Below are 23797 nucleotides of genomic sequence, written 5' to 3' on the forward strand. Positions count from 1 at the left end.
CCCTGGGTGGTCCGGCAGGCACCGATGCCCGCGAATGCAAAGCCGGTCACAGTTCGCCGGGGCGGCGGTGCCGCGCGGTGGGCGGACGTCAATGCAGGGAAGGGGAGGCCGCTACCGCCGAGGAGGAATCGGCCACCAGCGCCATCAGGATCCAGCCTTCGTTGAAGCAGGTTTCCACGCCCCGCAGCGGCTGGCCGTCGTGGGTTTCCAGGTGGAAGACGTGGCGCAGCTTCTTGCGCCGGAACTGGTTGGCGCGCCGCAGCCATTGCTCCGGTTCCACGTCGATCACCGGGCCTGCGCGGCGCGGATGCTGCCAGCGGATGATCTCCGCGAACGTGTCCACGCCCGGTGGCAGGTCGTGCAGGCGGACGAACGCGCCGTTGGCCATCACCAGCCGGTCGGAGGGGTCGAACAGCGCGACCGGGGTGTCGGCCACGTCCAGCCCCTGCAGCAGTTGCGAGAGGACCAGCGGGTCGCGCGAGGACATCAACGGCCGCAGCGCGCCGCGGCCGGGCGGGGGACGGCTGGCCTGGCCGCCTTCGCGCGCGACGATGCGGTCGCGGCCGCCGTACTTGGCGGTGTAGAGCATCTGGTCGGCGACGCGGATCCAGTGCACGTGGCTTTCCAGGTCGTCGGTAAGCGTGGCGATGCCGAAGCTGGCGGTGATGGGGTGTTGTTCGAGCAGCGGAGCGGCATGCAGCCGGGCGCGCAGCCGGTCGACCACGTCCAGCGCTTCGGCCGGCGTGGTGTGCGGGAGCAGGATGCCGAATTCCTCGCCGCCGTACCGCGCGGGTACGTCGAAGACGCGCAGGTGGTTGCGCAACAGTACGGCGAAATTGCGGATGGCCTGGTCGCCGGCGGCGTGGCCGTAGAGATCGTTGATCTTCTTGAAGTGGTCCAGGTCCACCATGACCAGCGTGGCGGACTGGCCGGTGCGGCGGCAGCGGGCGAATTCGCCGCGCACCACGGTTTCCCAATGGCTGCGATTGAACAGCCCGGAAAGACCGTCGTGCCAGCTCTGCCGTTCCAGGTCCCTGCGCTTGCGCTGCAGGCGCTCGATCACCTCGTGCCCGGTGTGGCCCACGCCCAGCGGCAGCAGCCACATCAGGGGCAGGGCGGCCAGCACCGTGGCCAGCGAAGGCGCCGGGCGCCAGCCGAAGCCGAACCATCCCAGGCCCAGGCCCATGCAGGCGGCATAGACCAGCACGCCGCGCACGGCCAGGCGCAGGCCGCCACCGGCCATCGACGCCATACCCAGCGTGGCCAGGCCCACGCCCATCGCCAGCAGGTTGAAGTCCAGCAGCGGCAGCCACAGGCCGGCGAACGCGTGGTCGATCAGCAGGTTGCGTTTCTCGGTGCGGTTGGGGTCGCGGGAATGCAGGTAGCGCCACCAGGCCAGGTGCGGCCACCACAGGCACTGCAATGCCGGCCCGACCCAGAGGATCCAGGGTTTCTGCAGGTGGTGCAGCACCGTCCCCATCATCAGCATCGCCAGCGCCGCCGCCACGATGCGCATCAGGTAGATGCGGCGCGGAAAGGCCAGGTAGGGACATAGCGGATAGGTGCGCGGCACGCGCGACAGCGGCGGCGTGGCACGGGCCGGCGTACCGGGAGGCAGCGGGTCAGGCGTGCGCGGGGAGGTCGGCATCGCCTTCGCGCACGGCGGCGTACTGGTGTTCTTCCAGCCACTGTTCCAGTTGCGCGGGCGGCAGGGGCGGCGAGAACAGATAGCCCTGCAGCACCGGGAAGCGCTGCTCGGTCAGGAAGCGGTGCTGCGATTCGGTTTCCACGCCCTCGGCCACGACCCGCATGCCCAGGCTTTCGCCGATGCGCAGCACCGAGGTGGTCAGCGTGCGGGCGATGGCGCTGGTGTCGATGTCGCGCACGAAGCTCTGGTCCAGCTTCAGTTCGTAGATCGGCAGGCGGTGCAGGTGGCTGAGGCTGGAGTACCCGGTGCCGAAGTCGTCCAGCGACAGGCGCACGCCCAGCACGTAGATGGCCTCGATGTTCTCCAGCACGTCCGGGTCCGGGTCCAGCATGACGCTTTCGGTGATCTCCAGCGTCAGGTCGTCGGGGGTCAGGCCATGTTCGTCCAGCAGGTCGGAGATCTGCAGCGACAGCTGGGGGTCGCGGAAGTTGATGGCCGACACGTTGGCCGACACGCGCGGGATGTCCACGCCGCGGCGGCGCCAGTCGGCCATCTGCGCGCAGGCCCGGCGCAGCACCCACAGGCTGAGTTCGGAGATCAACCCGCATTCCTCCGCCACCGGCACGAAGCGCGAGGGGGGAATCACGCCCAGCTCGGGGTGGTGCCAGCGCAACAGGGCTTCCACGCCGTACAGGCAGGCGCCTTCGTGGCCGCTGACCTGCGGCTGGTAATGCAGTTGCAACTGGTCCAGGCGCAGCGCCTCGCGCAGCGCGGTTTCCAGGGAAACGCGCTCCTGCGCCAGGCGGTTCATGTCCACGCTGAAGAAGCGGAAGTCGGCGCCGCCGTCGCTCTTGGCGCGGTACATGGCCATGTCGGCGTGGCGCACCAGCAGGTCGATGTCGCGGCCGTCGTCGGGGAACATCGCCACGCCGATGCTGGCGCTGGGATGCAGCGTCATCAGGCCGGCGTTGGTGGGCGCGGCGATGGCGCCCAGCAGCCGCTCGGCCATGCTGCCGGCCTGCGCGGCGCTGCACATCGGCAGCACCGCGACGAATTCGTCGCCGGCCTGTCGACCGACGATGTTGACGCCGCCCAGTTCCTCGCTGAGACGCGCGGCCACGTCGCGCAGCAGGCCGTCGCCCGCCGCGTGGCCCTGCGCGTCGTTGATGCGCTTGAAGCGGTCCAGGTCGATGAACAGCACCGCGGCCGTGCCATTGGCCTGCGCCACGTTGGCCAGCGCCTGCTCGGCCTTGGCGCTGAACATGATGCGGTTGGGCAGGCCGGTCAGCGTGTCGTAGAACGCCAGCTGGTGGACGCGTTCGTTGGTCTGTTCGCGTTCCAGGGTCAGCGCGCACAGGTGCAGGCAGGTATCGGCCAGGCGCTCGTGCAGTTCGTCCGGGCCACGGTTTTCGCGGTAGTAGAACGACAGCGTGCCCAGCACGCGGCCGCTGCTGGACTTGATGGGATGCGTCCAACACGCGCGCAGGCCCAGCGGCAGGGTCAGGTGGCGGGTGCTGGCGCACAGCGGATCGCTGGCGATGTCCTTCACCAGCACCGGCCGGCCGCGCCAGGCCGCGGCGCCGCAGACGCCCGCGCGCGGGCCGATCGCCATGCCGTCGGTCTTCCGGACCCAGGCCTCCGGCAGGCTGGGCGAGGCCAGCGGCCGCATCAGCCCTTCGTTGTCCACGGTGATGATGGATACGGTCAGTTCCGGCGCGATGTGCTCCACCTCGCGGCAGATCAGCGTCATCACGTCGGCGACGCTCCACTCGTGCACCAGCGCGTCCAGCACCTTGTTGTGCAGCACCTGGTGCATCTTGGTCTGGGTGATGTCGCTCAGCACGCTGACCAGTCCCAGCAGGCTGCCGTCCTCGTCGTGCACGGGATTGATCGCGGCCGACAGCCACAGCGGGCGGCCCACCTTCGTGTAGAGGAGTATTTCGGTCTGCAGGCCCTCGCCGGCGGCGATGGCGCGGTCGATGCGGGCGTTGAGCGTGGGGTCGGTGTGCGGGCCGGACAGCAGGTCCGCGGGCTTCAGTCCGCCGAGTTCCTCCAGCCGGTAGCCCAGCATGCGGGTGAAGCCGCTGTTGACGTAGACCACCTCGCGGTCGGCCGAACTGACGAAGATCGCGTTGTCGCTCTTGTCCACCACGATCGACAGCTGGCGCAGCCGTTCCAGCTGGCGCTGCTGCTCGCTGGTGTCGCGCACGAACGCGGTATGGAACACATGCTGGCCCAGCACCACCTTCGACAACGACACCGATCCGGCCATGCGGCTGCCGTCGGCGCGGTGGATGACGACATCGCGGTTGCTGCCCAGGAGGTGCCCCAGCGCCGTCTCCGGATCGCTCTCGCCGCCCGGCACGGTGCAGGACAGCAGTTTCAGGAACGGCGTGCCGTGCACGTCCTCCCGCCGGCATTTCCACAAGGCCTCGGCCGCGGGATTGAACAGCACCACGCGGTGGCGGCTGTCCATCACGAAGGCGGCATCCACCGACTGTTCCAGCACATGCCAGAGACTGTCCTGCGCGCCCTCGGCCGTGGCGCGGGGGTCCGGCGCCATGTCCCGCACCGGGCCGGACGGCCGCCGCGATGTCAGGCTGCGCCGGAGCATGCGGTGTCCTGGCCGGGCGCGACGGCCCACGGGCCGGCATCAAGGGTGGCGTGCGTTGCGGCGGTCATCGTGGGCCAGTGGGAATGCCATCGGGAGTCATATCGGCCGCCCGCGGCGTTACTTGAAGGCGTGGGCGCGTCGACACCGGAAGGCCGCGGGCGACGGGGCCCGGCGGCACCTGACCGGGAGGCCATGGCTCAGAACTCCTGCCAGTCGCCGTCGGCCAGGACGGGTTCGGGCTTGCGCGCGGCCGGTTTGACCGCACGGGCCTTGGCCGCCGGAACCTTGGCCGGGGAGGCAACGGCTTCGGCCGCCGGTTTGCGCACCGGCGGGGCGGGCGCATGGGCCAGGCGGAAGACCGAGACCGACTCGCTCAGCGCGCCGGCCTGTTCCTCCATGGATCGAGCGGCGGCGGAGGCTTCCTCGACCAGCGCGGCGTTCTGCTGGGTGGTCTCGTCCATCTGGGTGATGGTCTGGTTGACCTGCTCGATGCCGGCGGACTGCTCCTGCGAGGCGGCGGAGATCTCGGCCATGATGTCGGTGACCCGCTGCACCGAGGCGACGATCTCGCCCATGGTGGTGCCGGCCTGGTTGACCAGCGCCGAGCCATCGGCCACGCGTTCCACCGAACTTTCGATCAGGCCCTTGATCTCCTTGGCGGCGTTGGCGCTGCGCTGGGCCAGGGTGCGCACTTCGCTCGCCACGACTGCAAAGCCGCGGCCCTGCTCGCCGGCCCGGGCCGCTTCCACGGCGGCATTGAGGGCCAGGATGTTGGTCTGGAAGGCGATGCCGTCGATGACGGAGATGATCTCGGCGATCTTGCGGGAGGACTGCTCGATGTCGCGCATGGTGACGACGACCTGGCCGACGACCTCGCCGCCCTGGGAGGCGACGCCGGCGGCGCCGATGGCGAGCTGGTTGGCCTGGCGTGCGGATTCGGCGTTCTGGCGGACGGTGGAGGTGAGTTCCTCCATGGAGGCGGCGGTTTCCTCCAGGTTGGCGGCCTGCTGCTCGGTGCGGCGGGAGAGGTCGGAGTTGCCGGAGGCGATCTCGCCGGCGGCGGTGTTGATGGAGGTGGAGGCGTCCTGGATGCGGCCGACGATGTCGGTGAGCTGTGCGACGGTGGCGTTGGCGTCGTCGCGCATGCGGGCGAACACGCCGTGGAAGTCGCCTTCCATCCGCGCGGTCAGGTCGCCGCGGGCGATGGCCTGCAGCAGTTCGGAGAGCTGGCCCAGGTTGTCGTCGTTGACCTGCATCATGGCGTTGAGGCCGCCGACCATCGTGCGGAAGTCGTGCTGGAAACGCTGCTCGTCGCCGCGAACGCTGAAGTCGCCAGCCGCCGCCGCCTGGGCCAGGCGCTTGATCTCGGCGTTGATGGCCAGAAGGCTGCGCTTGGCCGAATCCATCGCTTCGTGCAGGAAGGCGCGGCTGCCGGGCAGGCGGCGGACGTCCTGCGACAGGTCGCCGTCGGCGTAGCGCTGGAGGATGCCGATGGCGTCGTTGAACGCATCCAGGTGCTCGAACATCATGGTGTTGATGCCGGCGGCCAGCTGGCCGTACACGCCCGGGAAGTCCTCCGGCATGCGATGGCCGATGTCTTCGGCCTCGTGCAGCACGATCATCCGCTGGGTCTCCTGCGAGAAGCGCTCCAGCATGTGCACCATCTCGTCCGTGGCCTTGAGCATCTGGCCCACTTCGTCGCGGCCGTGGCGGCCGCTGCGCACGTTCAGGTCGCCGCGCGAGACGCCCTTGATGGCGGCCAGCGCGCGCGACACCGGTTCCAGCACCGAGTTGCCGATCGCCCAGCCGATCGCCAGGTTCAACAGCACCAGCAGGCCGCCGGCGAAGGCCATGACGAGGGTGAACTGCATGGCCTGCGACTGGGTGTCGCCCAGGTAGACGCCGGTGCCGATCACCCAGCCCCAGGGGGCATAGAGGGTCGCGTACGAGGTCTTCGGCATGGGGTCCGGTTCGCCGGCCTTGGCCCAGTCGTAGTCGACGTAGCCGCCGCCGGCGCGGGCCACGCGCACGAATTCGGGGAAGATGCGCTTGCCGTCCGGGCTCAGCACGTCGGCGACCGGCTTGCCGACCAGGTCCTGGCGGGTGGGGTGCATCAGCATGCGCGGTTCTTCGTCGGTGACGTAGAAGTAGTCCACGCCCTCGTTCGCCTGCATCACGCTGAGCGAGCGCAGCGCGAGCCGCTTGGCGGCCTCCTCGTCCAGCGCGCCGTCGTCGGCCAGCCTGGCGTAGTGCCCGATCACGCCCAGCGCCATTTCGGTCTGTGCCTTGAGGCCGGCCTGGCGCGTTTCCGTCAGGTCCAGGTACTGCATGCGCGCGGCCACGATCGCGAGCGCGACGATGCCGACGGCGACGAAGAACGTCTGGATCAGGAACTTGCGCTTGAGCGGGATATTGGACAGTGCGGACGAGAACTGGGCTTGTGCGTTCATGGGGACTCGTGGTGCGGATGACGGGACTGCGGACATGGCCTTGAGGAGCGGCCGCGCTTGCGCGGGCGTGGTGCGTCCTCCTTTCCGTTAGCGGCCGTCGCCGCGGGAATTTCAGTCCTTTTCCAGACCAGTGCGGCGAACCGCGAGGCCGGTCACGCCCCGGCGGGCCGTGGTTCGCGCGAACGGAAACGATCGCAGGCCGGGCGGCCCGCGATCGTCGCGGTATGGCGGGTTGTGGGGCGGGCGCGCCGACGGTGCGCGGCGCGGCGTCAGGCGACGGCCGGTTCCAGTTCAGGCTGGACCAGGTCGGCGCTGTCGATCAGCGTCTCGATGTCCAGCAGGATCAGCATGCGCTCTTCCACCGTGCCGATGCCGGAAATGAAGCGGGTATCGACGTTGGCGCCGAATTCCGGGGTGGGGCGGATCTGCTCCGCGTTCAGCGCGATCACGTCGGACACGCTGTCCACCACGATGCCGACCACGCGGTCTTCCACGTTCAGCACGATCATCACGGTGAAGGCGTCGTAGCGCGCTTCCTTCAGGCGCAGTTTCAGGCGCAGGTCGATCACCGGCACGATGGTGCCGCGCAGGTTGATGACGCCCTTGATGTAGTCGGGCGCATCCGGCAGGCGGGTGACGGAATCGTAGCCACGGATCTCCTGCACCTTCAGGATGTCCACGCCGTAATGCTCCTCGCCGAGGGTGAAGCTGAGGAACTCGTCGGCGGTGGCCACGGCGTTGGTCTTCTTGTCGCTCATTCGATGGGCTCCTGTTGCAGCCGGTAGAGAGGTGTCGGAGGGTCCCGGGGCCGGGACGCGTCGTGGCTTACATCGGCCCGGGGCCGGGTTTCTTTAGGGCCTGTTAACGCTATTGGGAGCGGCAACCCTTCGGGCCGCGCCTGGATGCGCGCGGGACTGCGTCATCATTCGGTCGTGTATCGACATACATTCCCTCATTCTTCCCTGCCCGCACGCACCCAGGCGCGGCGTGGCCTATCCCAATAGCGTTAACAGGCCCTAATGGCTCAGGAGGGCAGCCGCTCGGAAGCGGGACCGGCGGCCGACGCGACTGCGATGCGGGTCACGCGATCGCGGACCAGCGCCGCCACCGCGCCCTCGGAGGCGAGCCGGAAGACGGAGACGGTTTCGCTCAGCGCGCCGGCCTGTTCCTCCATGGATCGAGCGGCGGCGGAGGCTTCCTCGACCAGCGCGGCGTTCTGCTGGGTGGTCTCGTCCATCTGGGTGATGGTCTGGTTGACCTGCTCGATGCCGGCGGACTGTTCCTGCGAGGCAGCGGAGATCTCGGCCATGATGTCGGTGACCCGCTGCACGCTGGCGACGATCTCGCCCATGGTGGTGCCGGCCTGGTTGACCAGCTTGGAGCCGTCGGCGACCTTGTCCACCGAGGTCTCGATCAGGCCCTTGATCTCCTTGGCGGCATTGGCGCTGCGCTGGGCCAGGGTGCGGACTTCCGAAGCCACGACCGCAAAGCCCCGGCCCTGTTCGCCGGCGCGGGCCGCTTCCACGGCGGCATTGAGGGCCAGGATGTTGGTCTGGAAGGCGATGCCGTCGATGACCGAGATGATCTCGGCGATCTTGCGGGAGGACTGTTCGATGTCGCGCATGGTGACGACGACCTGGCCGACGACCTCGCCGCCCTGGGAGGCGACGCCGGCGGCGCCGATGGCGAGCTGGTTGGCCTGGCGGGCGGATTCGGCGTTCTGGCGGACGGTGGAGGTGAGTTCCTCCATGGAGGCGGCGGTTTCCTCCAGGTTGGCGGCCTGCTGCTCGGTGCGGCGTGAGAGGTCGGAGTTGCCGGAGGCGATCTCGCCGGCGGCGGTGTTGATGGAGGTGGAGGCGTCCTGGATGCGGCCGACGATGTCGGTGAGCTGGGCGACGGTGGCGTTGGCGTCGTCGCGCATGCGGGCGAACACGCCATGGAAGTCGCCCTCCATGCGGGCGGTCAGGTCGCCGCGGGCGATGGCCTGCAGCAGTTCGGAGACTTCGGCCAGGTTCTCGTCGGTGGTCTCCATCAGCTGGTTGAGGCCATCGATCATGTCGCGGAAATCGTACTGGTAACGATCCACGTCGCCGCGCTGGCTGAAGTCGCCGGAGGAGGCCGCCATCGCCAGGCGCTTGATCTCGCCGTTGATCGCCGACAGGTTGGCCTTGGTGGCGTCCATCGTCTCGGTCAGGTTGGCCTTTTCGCCCGGCAGCTTGGGCATGTCCAGGGTCAGGTCGCCGATGGAGTAGCGCTGCATGATCTTCAGTGCATCGCCGATGGCCTGCAGGTGCGAGGCGACCAGCGCGTTGGTGTCGCGGACCATGCGGCCGTACTCGCCGGGGAAGCGGGAGTCGTCCATACGGAAGCTGATCTGGCCTTCGTCGTGGCGCACGGCCATCTCGCTCTGGGCCTCGATGACCGACTGCACCTGCGACTGCATGCGCTGCATGGCCGACAGCAGCTGGCCGACTTCGTCCTGGCGCGAGGTGTCGATCTTGCCGTCCAGCTTGCCGGCCGAGACGTCGTCGGCGATGCGCACCGCCTCCTGCAAGGGGCGCGAAGCCATGCGGCGCACGGCGAACCACGTCGCCGCGGAAATCGCCAGCAGCGCCAGCAGCGAGAGCAAGGCGATGTGCCAGGTCAGCGTGCGGGTGGAGGCGATGATGGTCGAACGCGGTTCCACGGCCACCAGCGCCCACTTCCAGGGCGCGAAGCGCTTGACGGCCACCAGCGCGGTCACGCCGGCCTCGCCCGCGCGCGGCGCGATGTCCAGTTCCGCGTGTCCGCTCTCCTGCGCCAGCAGTGCCTTCAATGCGGTTGCGGACTCGGCGTCGACCAGTTCGCCGTACGGCTTGTCCTGGCTGGCGGGATGCACGGCCAGCCTGCCGTTGTTGTCGCCTTCGGCCTGGTCGACGACGAAGAAGTAGCCTTCCTTGCCCAGCCGGGTGCGGCGCAGCTTGTCCTTCAGCGCGGCCAGGCCGTCGCCGTAGTCCTGGCCGACGAACAGGATGCCGACGGTTTGGTCCTGGGCGTCCTTCAGCGGCTGGTAGTGCGTCATGTAGTCGCGGCCGAACAGGCGTGCGCGGCCGGTGTACGGCTTGTCCTCGAGCATCAGCGCATACGCCGGGTGCGCGTGGTCCAGCGCCGTGCCGATGACGCGCTCGTCCTGGGCGTTGCGCAGCGAGGTGGAGGCGCGGACGAACTCGTCGCCGCTGCGGACGAAGACCGTCGCGGCCACGCCGGTGGCGGCGGTGAAGCGATCGACCGCGGTGAAGTCCAGGTTGATCGGCTGCCTGCCGAAGCGCAGCACCGGCACTTCGAAGTCGCCGATCGTGGTGGTGCGCGCAGCATCGATGGACACCTCGCCCTCGGGCAGGGTGGCGCCGAAGCTGCCGGCGATGCGCTGCGTGGCTTCGGTCAGGGTGCTGTCGTACAGCGCCACCGACTCCAGCATGACGTGCGCGGCCACGTCCAGGTCGGTCAGCGCGCGTTCTTCCACGGCGCGGCCGGACTGGTGCTGCACCATCCAGGCCAGGATCATCAGCACGACGCCGACGGCGATGGACACCAGCAGGGAAAGCTTGCTGCCGATGGAAAGCTGGGCGAATTTTTTCATTGGGATCCGGCGGCCTGGCTGTCGTGGAGCGGTGAGTGGCTACGACAGGTGTATCGGCGTGCCGCCGTCAACGTTTAGCGGGCGGCGGTGATGGCCGACGGACGGTCGGTCGGGATCAGGCCGCGCCGCGCTCGCGGGCGCTGCGCTGGCGCTCCAGCCGGAAGATGTAGCGCTGGATCTGCGCATCGGCGCCGCGCGGCAGGTCGGTGAACTGGCAGCCGGCGCGCCAGCTCTCGGTGCCGTTCTGGTTGAGCTGGCGGTGCAGGCTCTTGACCATCAGCCGCACGCTGAGCGGTCCGGTGTCGGGCAGGTGCAGCAGGCAGTCGGGGAACTCGCGGTAGGGCCGCAGCGTGGGGTCGTCCGCCTGCACGGCCAGGGCGATGCCGCCGCCGCTGATGTCCAGCACGCGGTAGTGTTGGTAGGTGGTTTCGCCGTCGGCCTGGTGCTGCGGGATGCCGCAGTCGATCGGCTGCGCGACCGGCACCTGCAGGCGGTAGAACTCGCGGCGCTGCAGGCGCAGCACGCTTTCGGGGATCGCCGCGCGGAACGCGTTCTGCCCATCGACCTGCGTGCGCACCAGGTCCTGCAGCCGGAACTGCACGTGGATCCGGTCCAGCCGCGAGACGCAGGTCAGGTGGGTGGCTTCCTCCACGCTGCGGTTGATCGTCTCGTTGCTGCTGCCGTCGATCAGCAGCGTGTCCTCGTCTTCCTCCACGCTGATCAGCGAGGTGGGAAAGGCATGGTTGCGCGGCGCCGCGTTGGCGGTGACCAGCGCCCGTCGTTCGATCAGCGACTGCAGGATCTTCCGGATCTCGCGCGCGCCACGCACCAGGTACTTCTCCTCTTCCTCGTACCGGACGGGTTCGGCCAGATAGGAATCGGTGGGTTCGGACATGGGCTGGTCGGGTGCGGTGGATGCCTGGCGATGAGGCGTCGAATCCAGTATCGGCGGCGGTCGCACGACCTTTAGCGACGGATGCCGGCGACGGATGCAGGGTGGAACATGCGCGCGGCCCGGAAGCAACTCCCGGGCCGCGTGGGGCATCGCATGGCAGGGCGCGGCGGATGCCGGCTCAGAGCCTGTTCACGACCTCGAAAAAGGAGTTCGTCATTCCGGCGAAAGCCGGAACCCAGTGTCTTTGCTCTTCGGAATGCTCGCGTCGACTCAATGAAAGTCGCTGGGTTCCGGCTTTCGCCGGAATGACGGGTCTTTTTTCTCGAATATCGACCGCGCTGCTCGAGATGGTGAACAGGTCCTCAGAACTCCTGCCAGTCGCCGTCGGCGAGGACGGGTTCGGCGCGGCGCGCGGCCGGCTTGACCGCACGCACCGCCTTGGCCGCCGGGGCTTTGACCGGCTCGGCCGGAGGCTCGGCCACCGGCTTGTTGCGCACCGGGGCCGCCGGCGCATGGGCCAGGCGGAAGACCGAGACCGACTCGCTCAGCGCGCCGGCCTGTTCCTCCATGGATCGTGCGGCGGCGGAAGCCTCCTCGACCAGCGCGGCGTTCTGCTGGGTGGTCTCGTCCATCTGGGTGATGGTCTGGTTGACCTGCTCGATGCCGGCGGACTGCTCCTGCGAGGCGGCGGAGATCTCGGCCATGATGTCGGTGACCCGCTGCACGCTGGCGACGATCTCGCCCATGGTGGTGCCGGCCTGGTTGACCAGCGCCGAGCCATCGGCCACGCGTTCCACCGAACTTTCGATCAGGCCCTTGATCTCCTTGGCGGCGTTGGCGCTGCGCTGGGCCAGGGTGCGCACTTCGCTCGCCACGACCGCAAAGCCCCGGCCCTGTTCGCCGGCGCGGGCGGCTTCCACCGCGGCATTGAGGGCCAGGATGTTGGTCTGGAAGGCGATGCCGTCGATGACGGAGATGATCTCGGCGATCTTGCGGGAGGACTGCTCGATGTCCGTCATCGTCGTCACCACGCGATCCACGACCTCACCGCCGTGGGATGCGATGGAAGCGGCGCCGATGGCCAACTGGTTGGCCTGGCGTGCGGATTCGGCGTTCTGGCGGACGGTGGAGGTGAGTTCCTCCATGGAGGCGGCGGTTTCCTCCAGGTTGGCGGCCTGCTGCTCGGTGCGGCGGGAGAGGTCGCTATTGCCGGAGGCGATCTCGCCGGCGGCGGTGTTGATGGAGGTGGAGGCGTCCTGGATGCGGCCGACGATGTCGGTGAGCTGTGCGACGGTGGCGTTGGCGTCGTCGCGCATGCGGGCGAACACGCCGTGGAAGTCGCCTTCCATGCGCGCGGTCAGGTCGCCGCGGGCGATGGCCTGCAGCAGTTCGGAGACTTCGGCCAGGTTCTCGTCGGTGGTCTCCATCAGCTGGTTGAGGCCATCGACCATGGCGCGGAAGTCGTACTGGTACTTGTCGGCTTCGCCGCGATGGGAGAAATCGCCGGACGCCGCGGCGGTGGCGAGGCGCTTGATCTCGCCATTGATCGCCATCAGGTTGGCCTTGGTGGCGTCCATGGCATCGGTGAGCACGGCCTTCTCGCCGGGCAGGCGGTCCATGTCCATCGACAGGTCGCCGATGGCGTAGCGCTGCATGATCTCCACCAGGCGCAGCTTCACCGCGATGTGCGAGGCGACCAGCGCGTTGGTGTCGCGGACCATGCGACCGTATTCGCCGGGGAAGCGCGAATCGTCCATGCGGAAGCTGATCTGGCCTTCGTCGTGGCGCACGGCCATCTCGCTCTGGGCCTGGATGACCGCTTGCACCTGCGTCTGCATGCGCTGCATGGCCGACAACAACTGGCCCACTTCGTCGCGGCGGCTGGCATCGATCCTGCCGTCCAGCTTGCCGGCGGAGACGTCGTTGGCCGCGCGCACGGCTTCGCCGACCGGCTTGACGATGGAGCGGGTGATCGACCAGCTAAGCAATCCGGCCAGCGCCAGTACCAGCGCCAGGCCCGCGACCATCGTGACCACGGTGCGCTGGTGGGCGAGCTTGGAGGCGACGACATCCTTGGCCAGGTGATCGACGTTGTATTGCGAGAGCGCCTTCAGGTGTTCGAACAGCTCGCGGCGCAGCTGGCGCGACGCGCTGCCCGAGACGGCCTGGGCGGTCGCGAAGTCATCGTCGGCCACGGCGGCAGCGATGCGGTCGTGCGCCTCGAAGTAGGCCGCGCGCGCGGCTTCCACCTTCTGGTACAGCGCCAGTTCCTCGGGCAGGGATTCGGCCGGGATGGCGTTGTAGGCGGCTTCCGAAGCCTCGATCATCGCCCGGGTGTCGGCCAGCCGCTTATCGTAGTCGGCGATCTCGGCGACGTCCCCCTGCTTGGTCAGCTGCGCCTGCTCGTAGGCGCGGAACTCGCCCAGTTGCACGCGCATCTCGCCCAGATGCTGCACGGCGGGCATCCAGTTCTCGTTGACTTCGCTCATCCGCGCGTCGCCCACGTCCAGGCGCCACAGCGAAAAGCTGCCCAGCAGCAGGGTCAGCAGGGTGGTGGTGGTGAAGGCCATCGCCAGCTTCCGGGCGATGGACAGGTTCTGGAACCATTTCATGTAGGGATATCTCCGGTTGGGCAGGCAAGGCGTGCGGCGGCCGGCGCCCACGGGGACGTGGACGTTGGGGTCTCGACAAGGGGCTTCCCGTCCCGCATCGGCCGTGCCGGCGTTGCGTCGTCTGCAAGGGGAGTAACGGCGGCCGCGCAGGCTTCTTGATGACCGTCCGGAGGGAACGTAATCGCGTTTACCGGAACTGTCGGGCGTGTCGTGCGCCGAGTGTGATGCGCGGCGTGCGCCCGCCGCCGGCCCGGATCAGAAGTGCACCTGCGCGCGCAGTTCGAACACGTCAGGGTGAACACAGCCCGCGCCGCGCGGCATCCGCCTTCACATATTCGCCATGGCCCGGCGGGCCGCGTCCGCACGCAACGCAGGAGGGACGCGGATGGGGCGGTGCGTCAGGCCGCCTGCGGCACGCGGCGCGAGCGTACCAGGCCGCCGACATCCACGATCAGGGCCACGCGGCCGTCGCCCAGGATGGTGGCGCCGGAGATGCCGTCGATGCGGCGATAGTTGTTCTCGATGTTCTTCACCACGACCTGCTGCTGGCCGATCAGCTCGTCCACTTCCAGTGCCAGCTTCTGGCCGTCGGCTTCCACCACGACCACCAGCGGATCGGCGCTGCGCGGGTCGCCGTAGCGGTAGTACTCGTTCAGCGCCACCATCGGCAGGTATTCGCCGCGCACGCGCAGCACGCGGCCGTCGCCGGCGATGGTGCGCACGTCCTCGGCCTGCGGCTGCAGCGCTTCCAGCACGTAGCCCAGCGGCAGGATCAGGGTTTCCTCGCCGACCGACACGGCCATGCCGTCCAGGATGGCCAGGGTCAGCGGCAGGCGGATCACCACGCGGGTGCCGTTGCCGGCGGCGCTTTCCAGCTGCACTTCGCCGCCCAGCGCCTGGATGTTGCGGCGGACCACGTCCATGCCCACGCCGCGGCCGGAGAGATCGGTCACCGCCTCGGCGGTGGAGAAGCCGGGCTGGAAGATCAGGTCCCACACCTGCGCGTCGGTGGGGTTTTCCGGCACGGCCAGGCCGCGCTCGCTGGCCTTGGCCAGGATGCGGTCGCGGTTCAGGCCACGGCCGTCGTCGCTGACCTCGATGACGATGTGGCCGCCCTGGTGCGAGGCCGCCAGGGTGATGGTGCCGGTCTCGTCCTTGCTCGCCTCGCGGCGCGTTTCGGGCAGTTCCAGGCCATGGTCGATGGAGTTGCGGACCAGGTGCACCAGCGGATCGGCGATGCGTTCGATCAGGCCCTTGTCCAGTTCGGTGCCTTCGCCGACCGTGCGCAGGCGCACCTGCTTGCCCAGGCGCGCGGACAGGTCGCGCACCAGGCGGGGGAAGCGGCGGAACACCGCGTCCACCGGCAGCATGCGCACGCCGATCACCGCTTCCTGCAGGTCGCGGGTGTTGCGTTCCAGCAGGTCGAGGCCGGCGAACAGGCGTTCGCACTGTGCCTGGTCCAGCACGCCGGAGACCTGCTTGAGCATCGCCTGGGTGATGACCAGTTCGCCGACCAGGTTGATCAGGCCGTCGATCTTGTCGACGCTGACGCGGATGGAGGTTTCCGCGGTGTCGTTGGCGGCGCCGGACGCCGTTGGCGCGGCGGCCGCGACGCCGGCGGTGGCCTGCGCGGCCGCCGCCACGGCGGCGACCGGGATGGCGTCGCGCTGCATCGGCTGGATGTCCAGCTCGCAATCGTCCGCCACCCAGGCGAAGACGTCGTCGATGGCGCTGCGCGGCACCTTGCCGATCAGGCCCAGGTCCCACGCCAGATAGGCTTCCAGCGGATCCATCTGCTCGAAGCCGGGCAGGCGGTCCAGCCTGCACGCGACTTCCAGCGGCGCCAGGTGTTCCAGTTCGCGGATGATGCGCAGCGGGTCGTTGCCGCTCATGAACAGCGAGGGCGCCGGGGTGAAGCCGATCCGCCAGCCTTCCGGCGTCTCCTCGCCCTTGGCGGTTTCGGCGTTCGCGGCGGCGGTCGTTTCGCCGCCGGTCAGCACCGCGTTCAAGCGGTCCTTGATCGCCTGCACCGCGGCCGGGTCGGCCGGCGTGCCGTGTTCGGCTTCGGCCAGCAGCGCGCGCAGCACATCCACCGAAGCGAGCATGGCGTCGATGGCGGGCACGCTGACGGCGCGCTGGCCGGCGCGCAGTTCGTCCAGCAGGGTTTCCAGCACATGGGTCAGGCCGGCGATGGCGTCGAAGCCGAACGTCGCCGAGCCGCCCTTGATCGAATGCGCGGCGCGGAAGATCGAATTGATCAGGTCGCCGTCGCGGCTGCCCTGTTCCAGCGACAGCAGGCCGGCCTCCATCGCTTCCAGCCCTTCACGGCTTTCCTCGAAGAACGTGGCGTGGAAACGCTGCATGTCCATGTTCATTGCGGTGGAGACCTGTGGCGGTGTGCGGTGTGGAGGACGGTGGGGCAGGGATCAGCCCAGGACCTTCTGGACGGTGGCGACCAGTTGTTCCGGGTTGAACGGCTTGACCAGCCAGCCGGTGGCGCCGGCGGCCCTGCCCTCGGCCTTCTTGTCGGCCGCGGACTCGGTGGTCAGCATCAGCATGGGCGTGAACTTGTAGTCCGGCAGGCCGCGCAGCGCGCGGATCAGCGAGATGCCGTCCATGTTGGGCATGTTGACGTCGGTGACCACGGCGTTGAACTTCTGTCCCTGCGCACGTCCCAGCGCGACCTGGCCGTCTTCGGCTTCGTCCACGGCGTAACCGGCCGAGGTAAGGGCGAAAGCGACCATCTGTCGCATCGAGGCCGAATCGTCCACTACCAGAATACGTGCGCTCATGCAGCGTTCTCCACTTGTTGCGAATTGTCTTTGTCGTTGTCGGAGGCGGCGAGGCCCAGTTGCGGTCCCACGCCCAGCAGGCGCGCGGCGTCGCGGAAACTCTGGCTGGCGGCGCCGAAATCGGTGGCCAGCCCCGCCTGCCGCCGCTGCCTGACGAAGCTGCACAGCACTTGCAGGCTGGCGGTGTGGATGCGCTGCACGGCGCCCGCATCCAGCACCAGCGTGTGCGGCTGCGCCAGGTGCGGCGCGAGATGCTGTTTGAGGTCGGTGGCGGCCTCGATACCGAGGTCGTCACCCAATGGCACTGCGCTCATCTTGTCTCCGGAAGGGCGGCTCTGATGGGGTATCGGCGGGGTCGGCGCGGTCTTGAGGGTGGCGCGTGAATGTGTGACGGGGTTGGGGAATCGGGCTGGATGCTGGTTGTCGGTTCCTGGTTCCTGGAACCCGCAACCAACAACCAACAACCAACAACCAACAACCAACAACCAACAACCTCACTTCAACAACTGCGAGGCATCCAGCAGGATCACCGCGCGCTCGTGCAGCCGCGCCACGCCGCGGAACAGCGGATGGGTGATGCGGCCGACGCGGGCGTTGTCGGGCGGCTCGATCTGCTGGTCGGTCAGGTTGGCCACGTCCTCCACCGCGGTGACGCGCAGGCCGAGGGTTTCGCCGTTTTCCTCCAGCACCACCACGCGCGTGGTGGCGTCGGTTTCCACCTGGCGGCGGCCCAGGTACAGGCCCAGGTCGATGACCGGCACCACCTGGCCGCGCAGGTTCATCACGCCCAGCATGTGGTGGGCGGCGCCGCGCAGCGGCAGCAGGGTGGCCGGCAGGACGACTTCCTGCACCTTCAGCAGTTCCAGTGCGTAGTGCTGCTGGTCGCAGCGCAGGCGCAGCCAGCGGGTCTTGCGCTCGGTGGCGCGGCGGCGCTGGCCGGTGTCGATGGGCGCTTGCAGGTAGGGCTTGCTGGGCAACGGCGGCAGTGCCGTCGCGGGCGTGGGTTTCGGCGTCGGCGCGGCCGCCGCGATGGCCGCGGGCGGCACCGGCAAGGGCGGGGCGGCCGGGGGCATGGTCGCCGCTTCGCTGGCCGTCGCGGTCGCGGTGCGGTCGGTCGGCGCGCCGCCGCCATGCAACTGGTCCAGCAGCGCTTCGAATTCGTCGTCGGTGATCAGCTCGCTTTCGCTGCCGGGCCGCACCGGTGCGACGGCCAGGACGGGCGCGGGCGCGGGGGCGGGGGCGGGGGCGGGGGCGGGGGCGGGCGGAACAGGCGCGGGTTCCGGAGAGGCTTCCTTCGTGGCCGCATCGTCGGGATCGGCCGTGGAGGTTCCGGAAGCAACGACGGCCTCGGCCGCCAGGGGCGCGACGTCGGCCGTCGCCGGCGAACCGTCGGGAGCCGCCTCGCCGGCGGCCGGCCGCGCGGGTGTGGCGCCCAGGTCGCCCAACAGGTCCAGCAGGTAGTCGTCCAGCACGGCGGGCGTGGTCATGCCGCCTGCTCCGTGAAGCGGGCTTCGGTCAGCAGCAGCCAGTCCAGCGCGCGCCGGTAGGCGGACAGGCCGCGCCCCGGATACTGCGCGGCCGGCGTGGAGCGCGTCAGCACTTCGACGCTGCAGATGCGGGTGTCGTTGGGAATGGCGTCGTTCCAGACGCATTCGCCGTATTCGTCCTGCATCGCCTTCAGCGTGTCGGCGCCGGTGCGGGTGCGGCGATCGTGCAGCGTGGGCAGCACGGACACCGGCAGCGGACGGCGGCGCGAGCGCTCGATCATGTCGGCGGTGCGGCACATGCCCTTCAGGCCGTGCAGCGCCAGCGGTTCGGTCTGGGTGGGGATGATGACGTGGTCGGCCGCGGCCAGCGCGTTGACCATCAGCAGGCCCAGCGTGGGCGCGCAGTCGAACAGCACGTAGTCGTAGGCGCCGCCGCCACGCGCCAATGCGTTCGACAGGGCCAGGCCCAGGCCCGGCTGGGTGGCGCTGCGGCGTTCCAGCGTGGCCAGTGCGGTCTGGGCGGCGATGAAGCCCAGGTTCTCTATCTCGGTCGCGCGCACGACGCGCGCCAGTTCCGGCGGATGTTCGTCGAACAGGTCCAGCACGCCGGCCGGCGGCGGTTCGGCGGCCACGCCGAAGGCACGCGTCAGCGAGGCGTGCGGGTCCAGGTCCACCAGCAGCACGCGCGATCCGCGCATCGCCAGCCCGCGCCCCAGGGCGAGGGTGGTGGTCGTCTTGCCGACGCCGCCCTTCTGGTTGGCGATTGCCCACACACGCATCAGTTCACTCCTTCATGGACCCGGGACACCGTTGGCGCCCCCCGGCACGGACGACGCGGCGGTCTGCGGCAGCGGCGGCAGCGAGATCACCGACGGCGGCGGAACGTCGGCCGTGTCCTGCGCATGCAATTCCGGTGCCGGCCCGGCCTGGCTGGCCAGGATCACCAGCAGCACGCGGCGGTTGGCGTTGCGGCCCTCCACGGTGGCGTTGTCGCCGATCGGTCGGAACTCGCCGTAGCCGATCATCGCCAGCCGCTCCGGCGGGATCCCGTCGCGCACGAACAGGTGCACCACGCTGGCGGCGCGGGCCGAGGACAGTTCCCAGTTGGACGGGAACTGCCAGGTATTGATGGGACGATCGTCGGTATAGCCCTCCACGCGCACCGAGTTGGGCACGTCGGCGAGCACGCCGGCCAGCCGGGACACGGTGTCCTGCGCCTTCGGGTCCAGCGCGGCCGAACCGGTCGGGAACAGGATGTCGCTGTTGATCTGCACCTCGATCCACAGCTCGGCGCGCTTGATCACGACCAGTTTCTCGTCGATCAGCGGCGCCAGCGCTTTCTCCAGGTCCTGGGCGATGCGCTGCAGCTCGGCCTGCGCGTTCTGCAGGCCCTTGGCGGTGACCGGCACGTTCATCTGCGAGGCCATCGCGGCCAGCAGGGTGACGTTGGGAGCCGGCGAGGGCGCGGACGGGCCCCGCTTGGCGCCGGACTTGATCGGCGAGGGGCGGTCGAAATCGGCGCCCTGCAACTGGTGGTTGCCCACCTGCACCGGGTTGATCGTGCGCGGCGCGCCGCCGAAGGCGGCCGTGAGCGCATCGGCCATCACCCGGTACTTGCCCTCGTTGATGGTGGAGATGGCGTACATCACCACGAAGAAGGCCAGCAGCAGCGTCATCAGGTCGGCGTAGGGGATCGCCCAGGCCTCGTGATTGATGTGCTCGTCGTTTCGCCTGCGCGCCATCGCCGTCGCTCCGCCGGGTCAGTGCAGGAAGCCGGCCAGCTTGGCCTCGATGTTGCGCGGATTCTCGCCCTGCGCGATCGCGATCAGGCCCTCGATGATCATTTCCTGCTCGCGGCTGCGGCCGCCGATCACGCTCTTGAGCTTGGCGGCGATGGGCAGGAAGAACAGGTTGGCCGAGGCGATGCCGTAGATGGTGGCGGTGAACGCGGCGGCGATGCCGTGGCCCAGCTTGCTGGGGTCGGCCAGGTTCTTCATCACCGCGATCAGGCCGAACACGGCGCCGATGATGCCCAGCGTGGGCGCGTACACGCCCATCGCCTCGAATACCCTGGCGGCGGCCATGTCCTGGTGTTCCTGGCCGTTGAGGTCGATTTCCATCATGTGGCGGATGGATTCCGGCTCCACGCCGTCCACCAGCATCTGCAGGCCCTTCCTGAGGAACGGGTCGTCCTGTTCGTTGACCAGCGGTTCCAGCCCCAGCAGGCCCTGCTTGCGCGCGATGTTGCTCCACTCGACGATCTGGCCGACCAGCTCGTCGCCGTTCTTGCCGGGCGGACGGATCACCCAGCGCGAGATCGACAGCGCGCGCTTGAACACCGACGGCGGGGTATGCACCAGGATCGCCGCGATGGTGCCCAGGATGACGATCACGAACGCGGCCGACGACCACAGCGACGACAGGCCCGCGCCCTTGAGGATGCTGCCGCCCACCAGGGCGACCAGCGCCAGGATGAGTCCGATGAGGCTGAAGATGTCCATGTGCTGATCTATCGGCCCGAAGGGGTGGGACTTGAGGTGGATGCACTGTAGGAGCGACGTGAGTCGCGACGTGGGTCACGGCGTCATCGCACCGTAACCACATGACGTGCCCGTAGGAGCGCCCCATGGGCGCGATGCCTTTCCATCATCGAAGACAAGAGCATCACGCCCGAGGGCGCTCCTACAAGGAAGCAGTCACGCCGTCGCGCGCAGGCCGTCCACGTCCAGGATCAGGGCCATGCGGCCGTCGCCGATCAGGGTGGCGCCGGCATAGCCGCGCAGGCCGCGCACGGCGCGCGGCAGCGGCTTGATGACGACTTCCTCGCGGCCGCGCACCTGGTCCACGACCAGGCCGAAGCGCTGTTCGCCCATCTGCAGCACCACGACGGTGAGCAGCGGCGCGACCATCGGTTCCACGTCCAGCCACTGGCGCAGGTCCACCAGCGGCAGGGTGTGCGACTGCCGGTCCAGCACGGCCTGGCCGTCGAACCAGCGCAGGCTGGTGGCCGGCGCGTGCAGCACTTCCAGCACGCGCGCCAGCGGCAGCGCGTAGACCGGCTCGCCGGCCTGCACCAGCAGGGTCGGCAGGATGGCCAGCGTCAACGGCACGCGGATGATGAAGCGACTGCCGCGGCCGACGTCGGAATGGATGGTGATCTGCCCGCTCAGCTCGCGGATGCGCGACTGCACCACGTCCATGCCGACGCCGCGGCCGGAAATGTCGGTGACCTCGGCCTTGGTGGAGAAGCCGGGCAGGAAGATCAGCTGCAGGCATTCGTCGTGCGACAGGCGCGCGGCGGCCTCGGGATCGATCAGGCCCTTTTCCAGCGCCTTCGCGCGCAGGCGTTCGGGGTCGATGCCGGCGCCGTCGTCGCGGATCTCGATGGTGACGAAATCGCCTTCCTGCTGCGCTGACAGGCGCACGCGCCCCTGGCGCGGCTTGCCGCAGGCTTCGCGCAGGTCGGGCAGTTCGACGCCGTGGTCGATGGCGTTGCGCACCAGGTGCACCAGCGGGTCGGCCAGCGCTTCCACCAGGTTGCGGTCCAGCTCGGTGTCGGCGCCGACCAGTTCCAGGTCGACTTCCTTCTGCAGCGTGCGCGCCACGTCGCGGGCGACCTTGGGAAAGCGCGAGAACACCTTGCCCACCGGCTGCATGCGCGTGCGCATCACCGCGCTCTGGAGGCGGGCGGTGGCGATGTCCAGGCTGCTGACGGCGCGATCCAGTTCCTCGTCGCGGATGCGCGCGCGCAGCGTCTTCAGGCGATTGCGCGACAGCACCAGTTCGCCGACCAGGTTGACGATGGCGTCCAGCCGCTTGGTGTCCACGCGGATGGTCTGCTCGGCTTCGCTGGCTGGCTTGGCGGCGGGCTTGGCCGCGGGCGCGGGCTTCGGCGGCGCGGGCACGGGCGGTGCCGCGACGGCGGGCGCCGGGCTCGCCGGTTTGGCGCCTGGAGGCGCGCCACCATGCAACTGGTCCAGCAGGGATTCGAATTCGTCCTCGCTGATCAGGTCGTTGCCGGATGATGGCGCTTTCGCCGTCGGCGGGGCGCCGCCGTGCAACTGGTCCAGCAAGGCCTCGAATTCGTCGTCGCTGATCAGGTCGCCGCCGGCGGACGATGCGGCGGCGGGCGCGGAGGCTTTCGCGGGCGCGGCGACGACGTGCATGTCGAACTGTTCGATCAGCGTGGCCGGCGCGTGCGGCGGTTCCTCGCCCGCGCCCACGGCGTCGAGTTGCTGCTGCAGGTAGTCCAGCGACTGCTGCGCGGCGTCGAAGTGGTGCGGTTCCAGCGTGGCCTGGCCGGCGCGCACCATGCCCAGGGCCTCCTCGGCGGCATGGCACAGGTTGACCATGGCCTGGATGCCGAGGAAGCCGGCGCCGCCCTTGAGCGTGTGGAAGCCGCGGAACACCGCGTTCAACTGCGCGCCGTCGGCCGGGTCCTGTTCCAGCGCGACCAACTGCTCGCCCAGGCGATCGAGGATTTCCTGGGCTTCGATCAGGAAGTCGGCTGCGATTTCGGGGGTGACGGCGGACATGGATGGGCGCGGGGATTCGGGATTCGTGATTGGGGATTCGTTGGAAGCAAGGTGCGTGAGCCGGCGACTCGATGAAGCGGGAGCAACGGGCGTGTTGCGAATCCCGACTCCCCAATCCCGAATCCCGGCCTTTACAGGCCCAGCCCGGAGAGCAGGTCGTCGGCGTCGTCCTGCGAGAACGCATTGCGGTCAAGACCGGCAACGGCCGGGCCGGCGAGTTCTGAAGTCTTTTTCTGTTCCGGCGGCAGTCCCAGCGCGCCGAAGCCTTCGTGCACGCGGCGCACGATGCCGGCGACGCGGCGGATGATCTGGCCGGTGAGGTCCTGGTAGCTCTGCGCCAGCGCCATGTCCGACAGGCCCTTGCCGATCCGGTCGACCAGCACGGCCTGTTCGGGCAACAGGGCGGTGTGCTTGAGTTCGTTGGCGTAGCCGCGGCACTGCTCGGCCAGGTCCAGCGTGGTGTGGCTGGCCTGTTCGGTCATCGCGACGACGTGGTCCAGGCGCGCGCAGGCGTCGTCCAGCTCGCCGGCGTCGGTGGGCGGCAGTTCGCCCAGCGTCTGCGCCAGTTCGCGGGCCAGCCGGCCCAGGCCCTGCATCATCGGCTGAGTGCGCCAGGCGGCGATGGCGTCCAGTTCGCGGCGCCAGCCGGCTTCGTCGCCCTGTTCCAGCGCGTCGAGCGCGTGCTGCAGTCTTTCCACCAGCGCGGCTCGCGCGCCGGTGGCATCGGCGACGGCGTTCATCAGGCAGCCGCTCCCAGGCGTTCGAAGATCTTGCCCAGCTTCTCTTCCAGCGTCTGCGCGGTGAACGGCTTGATGATGTAGCCGTTCACGCCGGCCTGCGCGGCTTCGATGATCTGCTCGCGCTTGGCCTCGGCGGTCACCATCAGCACCGGCAGGGTCTTGTAGCGATCGTCGGCGCGGATGGCCCTGAGCAGTTCGATGCCGGTCATGCCGGGCATGTTCCAGTCGGTGACCACGAAGTCGAAACTGCCCTGGCCCAGCGCGGTCAGCGCGCTGTTGCCGTCCTCGGCCTCGGCGGTGTTGGTGTAGCCCAGGTCGTTGAGCAGGTTCTTGATGATGCGACGCATGGTGGAGAAGTCGTCCACGATCAGGATGCGCATGTTCTTGTTGGCGGTCACGGGTGCT

General features: G+C 69.1%; 17 protein-coding genes. All 17 read right to left on the reverse strand.

Annotated features, from left to right (window positions below):
• Window positions 1-88: 88 nt before the first annotated feature.
• The 17 genes from AAD027_RS07570 to cheY all read right to left on the reverse strand — a co-directional run bounded on the left by AAD027_RS07570 (window position 89) and on the right by cheY (window position 23772).
• A complete protein-coding gene (locus AAD027_RS07570; RefSeq protein ID WP_341725419.1) occupies window positions 89-1648 on the reverse strand; it encodes a diguanylate cyclase in 1560 nt (519 codons plus the stop codon).
• The gene (locus AAD027_RS07575) at window positions 1623-4211 is read right to left on the reverse strand and encodes an EAL domain-containing protein (RefSeq protein WP_341725420.1); all 2589 of its coding nucleotides are present in this window, start codon (window positions 4209-4211) and stop codon (window positions 1623-1625) included. The genes AAD027_RS07570 and AAD027_RS07575 overlap by 26 nt, the downstream gene beginning before the upstream one ends.
• A 248-nt stretch (window positions 4212-4459) precedes the next feature.
• Complete coding sequence (locus AAD027_RS07580; protein WP_341725421.1) at window positions 4460-6712, reverse strand: methyl-accepting chemotaxis protein; 2253 nt, start codon at window positions 6710-6712, stop codon at window positions 4460-4462.
• Window positions 6713-6981: 269 nt separating this feature from the next.
• Complete coding sequence (locus AAD027_RS07585) at window positions 6982-7470, reverse strand: chemotaxis protein CheW (protein ID WP_341725422.1); 489 nt, start codon at window positions 7468-7470, stop codon at window positions 6982-6984.
• Between the two features lie 266 nt (window positions 7471-7736).
• Entirely contained in the window at window positions 7737-10331 is a 2595-nt protein-coding gene (locus tag AAD027_RS07590) for a Cache 3/Cache 2 fusion domain-containing protein (protein WP_341725423.1), read from the reverse strand.
• 115 nt (window positions 10332-10446) lie between these two features.
• Window positions 10447-11226 carry a flagellar brake protein gene (locus AAD027_RS07595; RefSeq protein WP_341725424.1) on the reverse strand — a complete coding sequence of 260 codons (780 nt, stop codon included), beginning with the start codon at window positions 11224-11226 and terminating at the stop codon, window positions 10447-10449.
• Window positions 11227-11588: 362 nt separating this feature from the next.
• A complete protein-coding gene (locus AAD027_RS07600) occupies window positions 11589-13838 on the reverse strand; it encodes a methyl-accepting chemotaxis protein (RefSeq protein WP_341725425.1) in 2250 nt (749 codons plus the stop codon).
• Window positions 13839-14236: 398 nt separating this feature from the next.
• Complete coding sequence (locus AAD027_RS07605) at window positions 14237-16213, reverse strand: chemotaxis protein CheA (protein WP_341725426.1); 1977 nt, start codon at window positions 16211-16213, stop codon at window positions 14237-14239.
• Between the two features lie 51 nt (window positions 16214-16264).
• Window positions 16265-16630, reverse strand: coding sequence for a response regulator (locus tag AAD027_RS07610; RefSeq protein ID WP_341725427.1), 366 nt, complete (start codon window positions 16628-16630; stop codon window positions 16265-16267).
• The gene (locus AAD027_RS07615) at window positions 16627-16944 is read right to left on the reverse strand and encodes an STAS domain-containing protein (RefSeq protein ID WP_341725428.1); all 318 of its coding nucleotides are present in this window, start codon (window positions 16942-16944) and stop codon (window positions 16627-16629) included. The genes AAD027_RS07610 and AAD027_RS07615 overlap by 4 nt, the downstream gene beginning before the upstream one ends.
• Window positions 16945-17124: 180 nt before the next feature.
• On the reverse strand, window positions 17125-18117 hold the full coding sequence (locus AAD027_RS07620) for a chemotaxis protein CheW (protein ID WP_341725429.1): 993 nt from the start codon (window positions 18115-18117) through the stop codon (window positions 17125-17127).
• A complete protein-coding gene (locus tag AAD027_RS07625; protein ID WP_341725430.1) occupies window positions 18114-18896 on the reverse strand; it encodes a ParA family protein in 783 nt (260 codons plus the stop codon). The genes AAD027_RS07620 and AAD027_RS07625 overlap by 4 nt, the downstream gene beginning before the upstream one ends.
• Window positions 18897-18908: 12 nt before the next feature.
• A complete protein-coding gene (gene motD, locus AAD027_RS07630; RefSeq protein ID WP_341725431.1) occupies window positions 18909-19859 on the reverse strand; it encodes a flagellar motor protein MotD in 951 nt (316 codons plus the stop codon).
• Between the two features lie 18 nt (window positions 19860-19877).
• Window positions 19878-20618 carry a flagellar motor protein gene (locus AAD027_RS07635; RefSeq protein WP_341725432.1) on the reverse strand — a complete coding sequence of 247 codons (741 nt, stop codon included), beginning with the start codon at window positions 20616-20618 and terminating at the stop codon, window positions 19878-19880.
• Window positions 20619-20813: 195 nt separating this feature from the next.
• Complete coding sequence (locus AAD027_RS07640; RefSeq protein WP_341725433.1) at window positions 20814-22652, reverse strand: chemotaxis protein CheA; 1839 nt, start codon at window positions 22650-22652, stop codon at window positions 20814-20816.
• A 131-nt stretch (window positions 22653-22783) separates the two neighbouring features.
• Window positions 22784-23392 (reverse strand): protein phosphatase CheZ, encoded by a 609-nt coding sequence (locus AAD027_RS07645; protein WP_341725434.1) that lies wholly within the window; start codon window positions 23390-23392, stop codon window positions 22784-22786.
• Complete coding sequence (gene cheY, locus AAD027_RS07650) at window positions 23392-23772, reverse strand: chemotaxis response regulator CheY (protein WP_341725861.1); 381 nt, start codon at window positions 23770-23772, stop codon at window positions 23392-23394. Before cheY ends, AAD027_RS07645 begins: the two co-directional genes overlap by 1 nt.
• Window positions 23773-23797: the final 25 nt, after the last annotated feature.

Origin of the sequence: Pseudoxanthomonas putridarboris (assembly GCF_038321125.1) — a bacterium.
In the GTDB taxonomy this organism is placed as follows: Bacteria; Pseudomonadota; Gammaproteobacteria; order Xanthomonadales; family Xanthomonadaceae; genus Pseudoxanthomonas_A; species Pseudoxanthomonas_A putridarboris.

What these genes read in the sequence shown, in the direction of transcription:
- AAD027_RS07570 (WP_341725419.1), bottom strand. Translation starts at nt 1,648, where the DNA reads ATGCCGACCTCCCCGCGCACGCCTGACCCGCTGCCTCCCGGTACGCCG.
- AAD027_RS07575 (WP_341725420.1), bottom strand. Translation starts at nt 4,211, where the DNA reads ATGGCGCCGGACCCCCGCGCCACGGCCGAGGGCGCGCAGGACAGTCTC.
- AAD027_RS07580 (WP_341725421.1), bottom strand. Translation starts at nt 6,712, where the DNA reads ATGAACGCACAAGCCCAGTTCTCGTCCGCACTGTCCAATATCCCGCTC.
- AAD027_RS07585 (WP_341725422.1), bottom strand. Translation starts at nt 7,470, where the DNA reads ATGAGCGACAAGAAGACCAACGCCGTGGCCACCGCCGACGAGTTCCTC.
- AAD027_RS07590 (WP_341725423.1), bottom strand. Translation starts at nt 10,331, where the DNA reads ATGAAAAAATTCGCCCAGCTTTCCATCGGCAGCAAGCTTTCCCTGCTG.
- AAD027_RS07595 (WP_341725424.1), bottom strand. Translation starts at nt 11,226, where the DNA reads ATGTCCGAACCCACCGATTCCTATCTGGCCGAACCCGTCCGGTACGAG.
- AAD027_RS07600 (WP_341725425.1), bottom strand. Translation starts at nt 13,838, where the DNA reads ATGAAATGGTTCCAGAACCTGTCCATCGCCCGGAAGCTGGCGATGGCC.
- AAD027_RS07605 (WP_341725426.1), bottom strand. Translation starts at nt 16,213, where the DNA reads ATGAACATGGACATGCAGCGTTTCCACGCCACGTTCTTCGAGGAAAGC.
- AAD027_RS07610 (WP_341725427.1), bottom strand. Translation starts at nt 16,630, where the DNA reads ATGAGCGCACGTATTCTGGTAGTGGACGATTCGGCCTCGATGCGACAG.
- AAD027_RS07615 (WP_341725428.1), bottom strand. Translation starts at nt 16,944, where the DNA reads ATGAGCGCAGTGCCATTGGGTGACGACCTCGGTATCGAGGCCGCCACC.
- AAD027_RS07620 (WP_341725429.1), bottom strand. Translation starts at nt 18,117, where the DNA reads ATGACCACGCCCGCCGTGCTGGACGACTACCTGCTGGACCTGTTGGGC.
- AAD027_RS07625 (WP_341725430.1), bottom strand. Translation starts at nt 18,896, where the DNA reads ATGCGTGTGTGGGCAATCGCCAACCAGAAGGGCGGCGTCGGCAAGACG.
- motD (WP_341725431.1), bottom strand. Translation starts at nt 19,859, where the DNA reads ATGGCGCGCAGGCGAAACGACGAGCACATCAATCACGAGGCCTGGGCG.
- AAD027_RS07635 (WP_341725432.1), bottom strand. Translation starts at nt 20,618, where the DNA reads ATGGACATCTTCAGCCTCATCGGACTCATCCTGGCGCTGGTCGCCCTG.
- AAD027_RS07640 (WP_341725433.1), bottom strand. Translation starts at nt 22,652, where the DNA reads ATGTCCGCCGTCACCCCCGAAATCGCAGCCGACTTCCTGATCGAAGCC.
- AAD027_RS07645 (WP_341725434.1), bottom strand. Translation starts at nt 23,392, where the DNA reads ATGAACGCCGTCGCCGATGCCACCGGCGCGCGAGCCGCGCTGGTGGAA.
- cheY (WP_341725861.1), bottom strand. Translation starts at nt 23,772, where the DNA reads ATGCGCATCCTGATCGTGGACGACTTCTCCACCATGCGTCGCATCATC.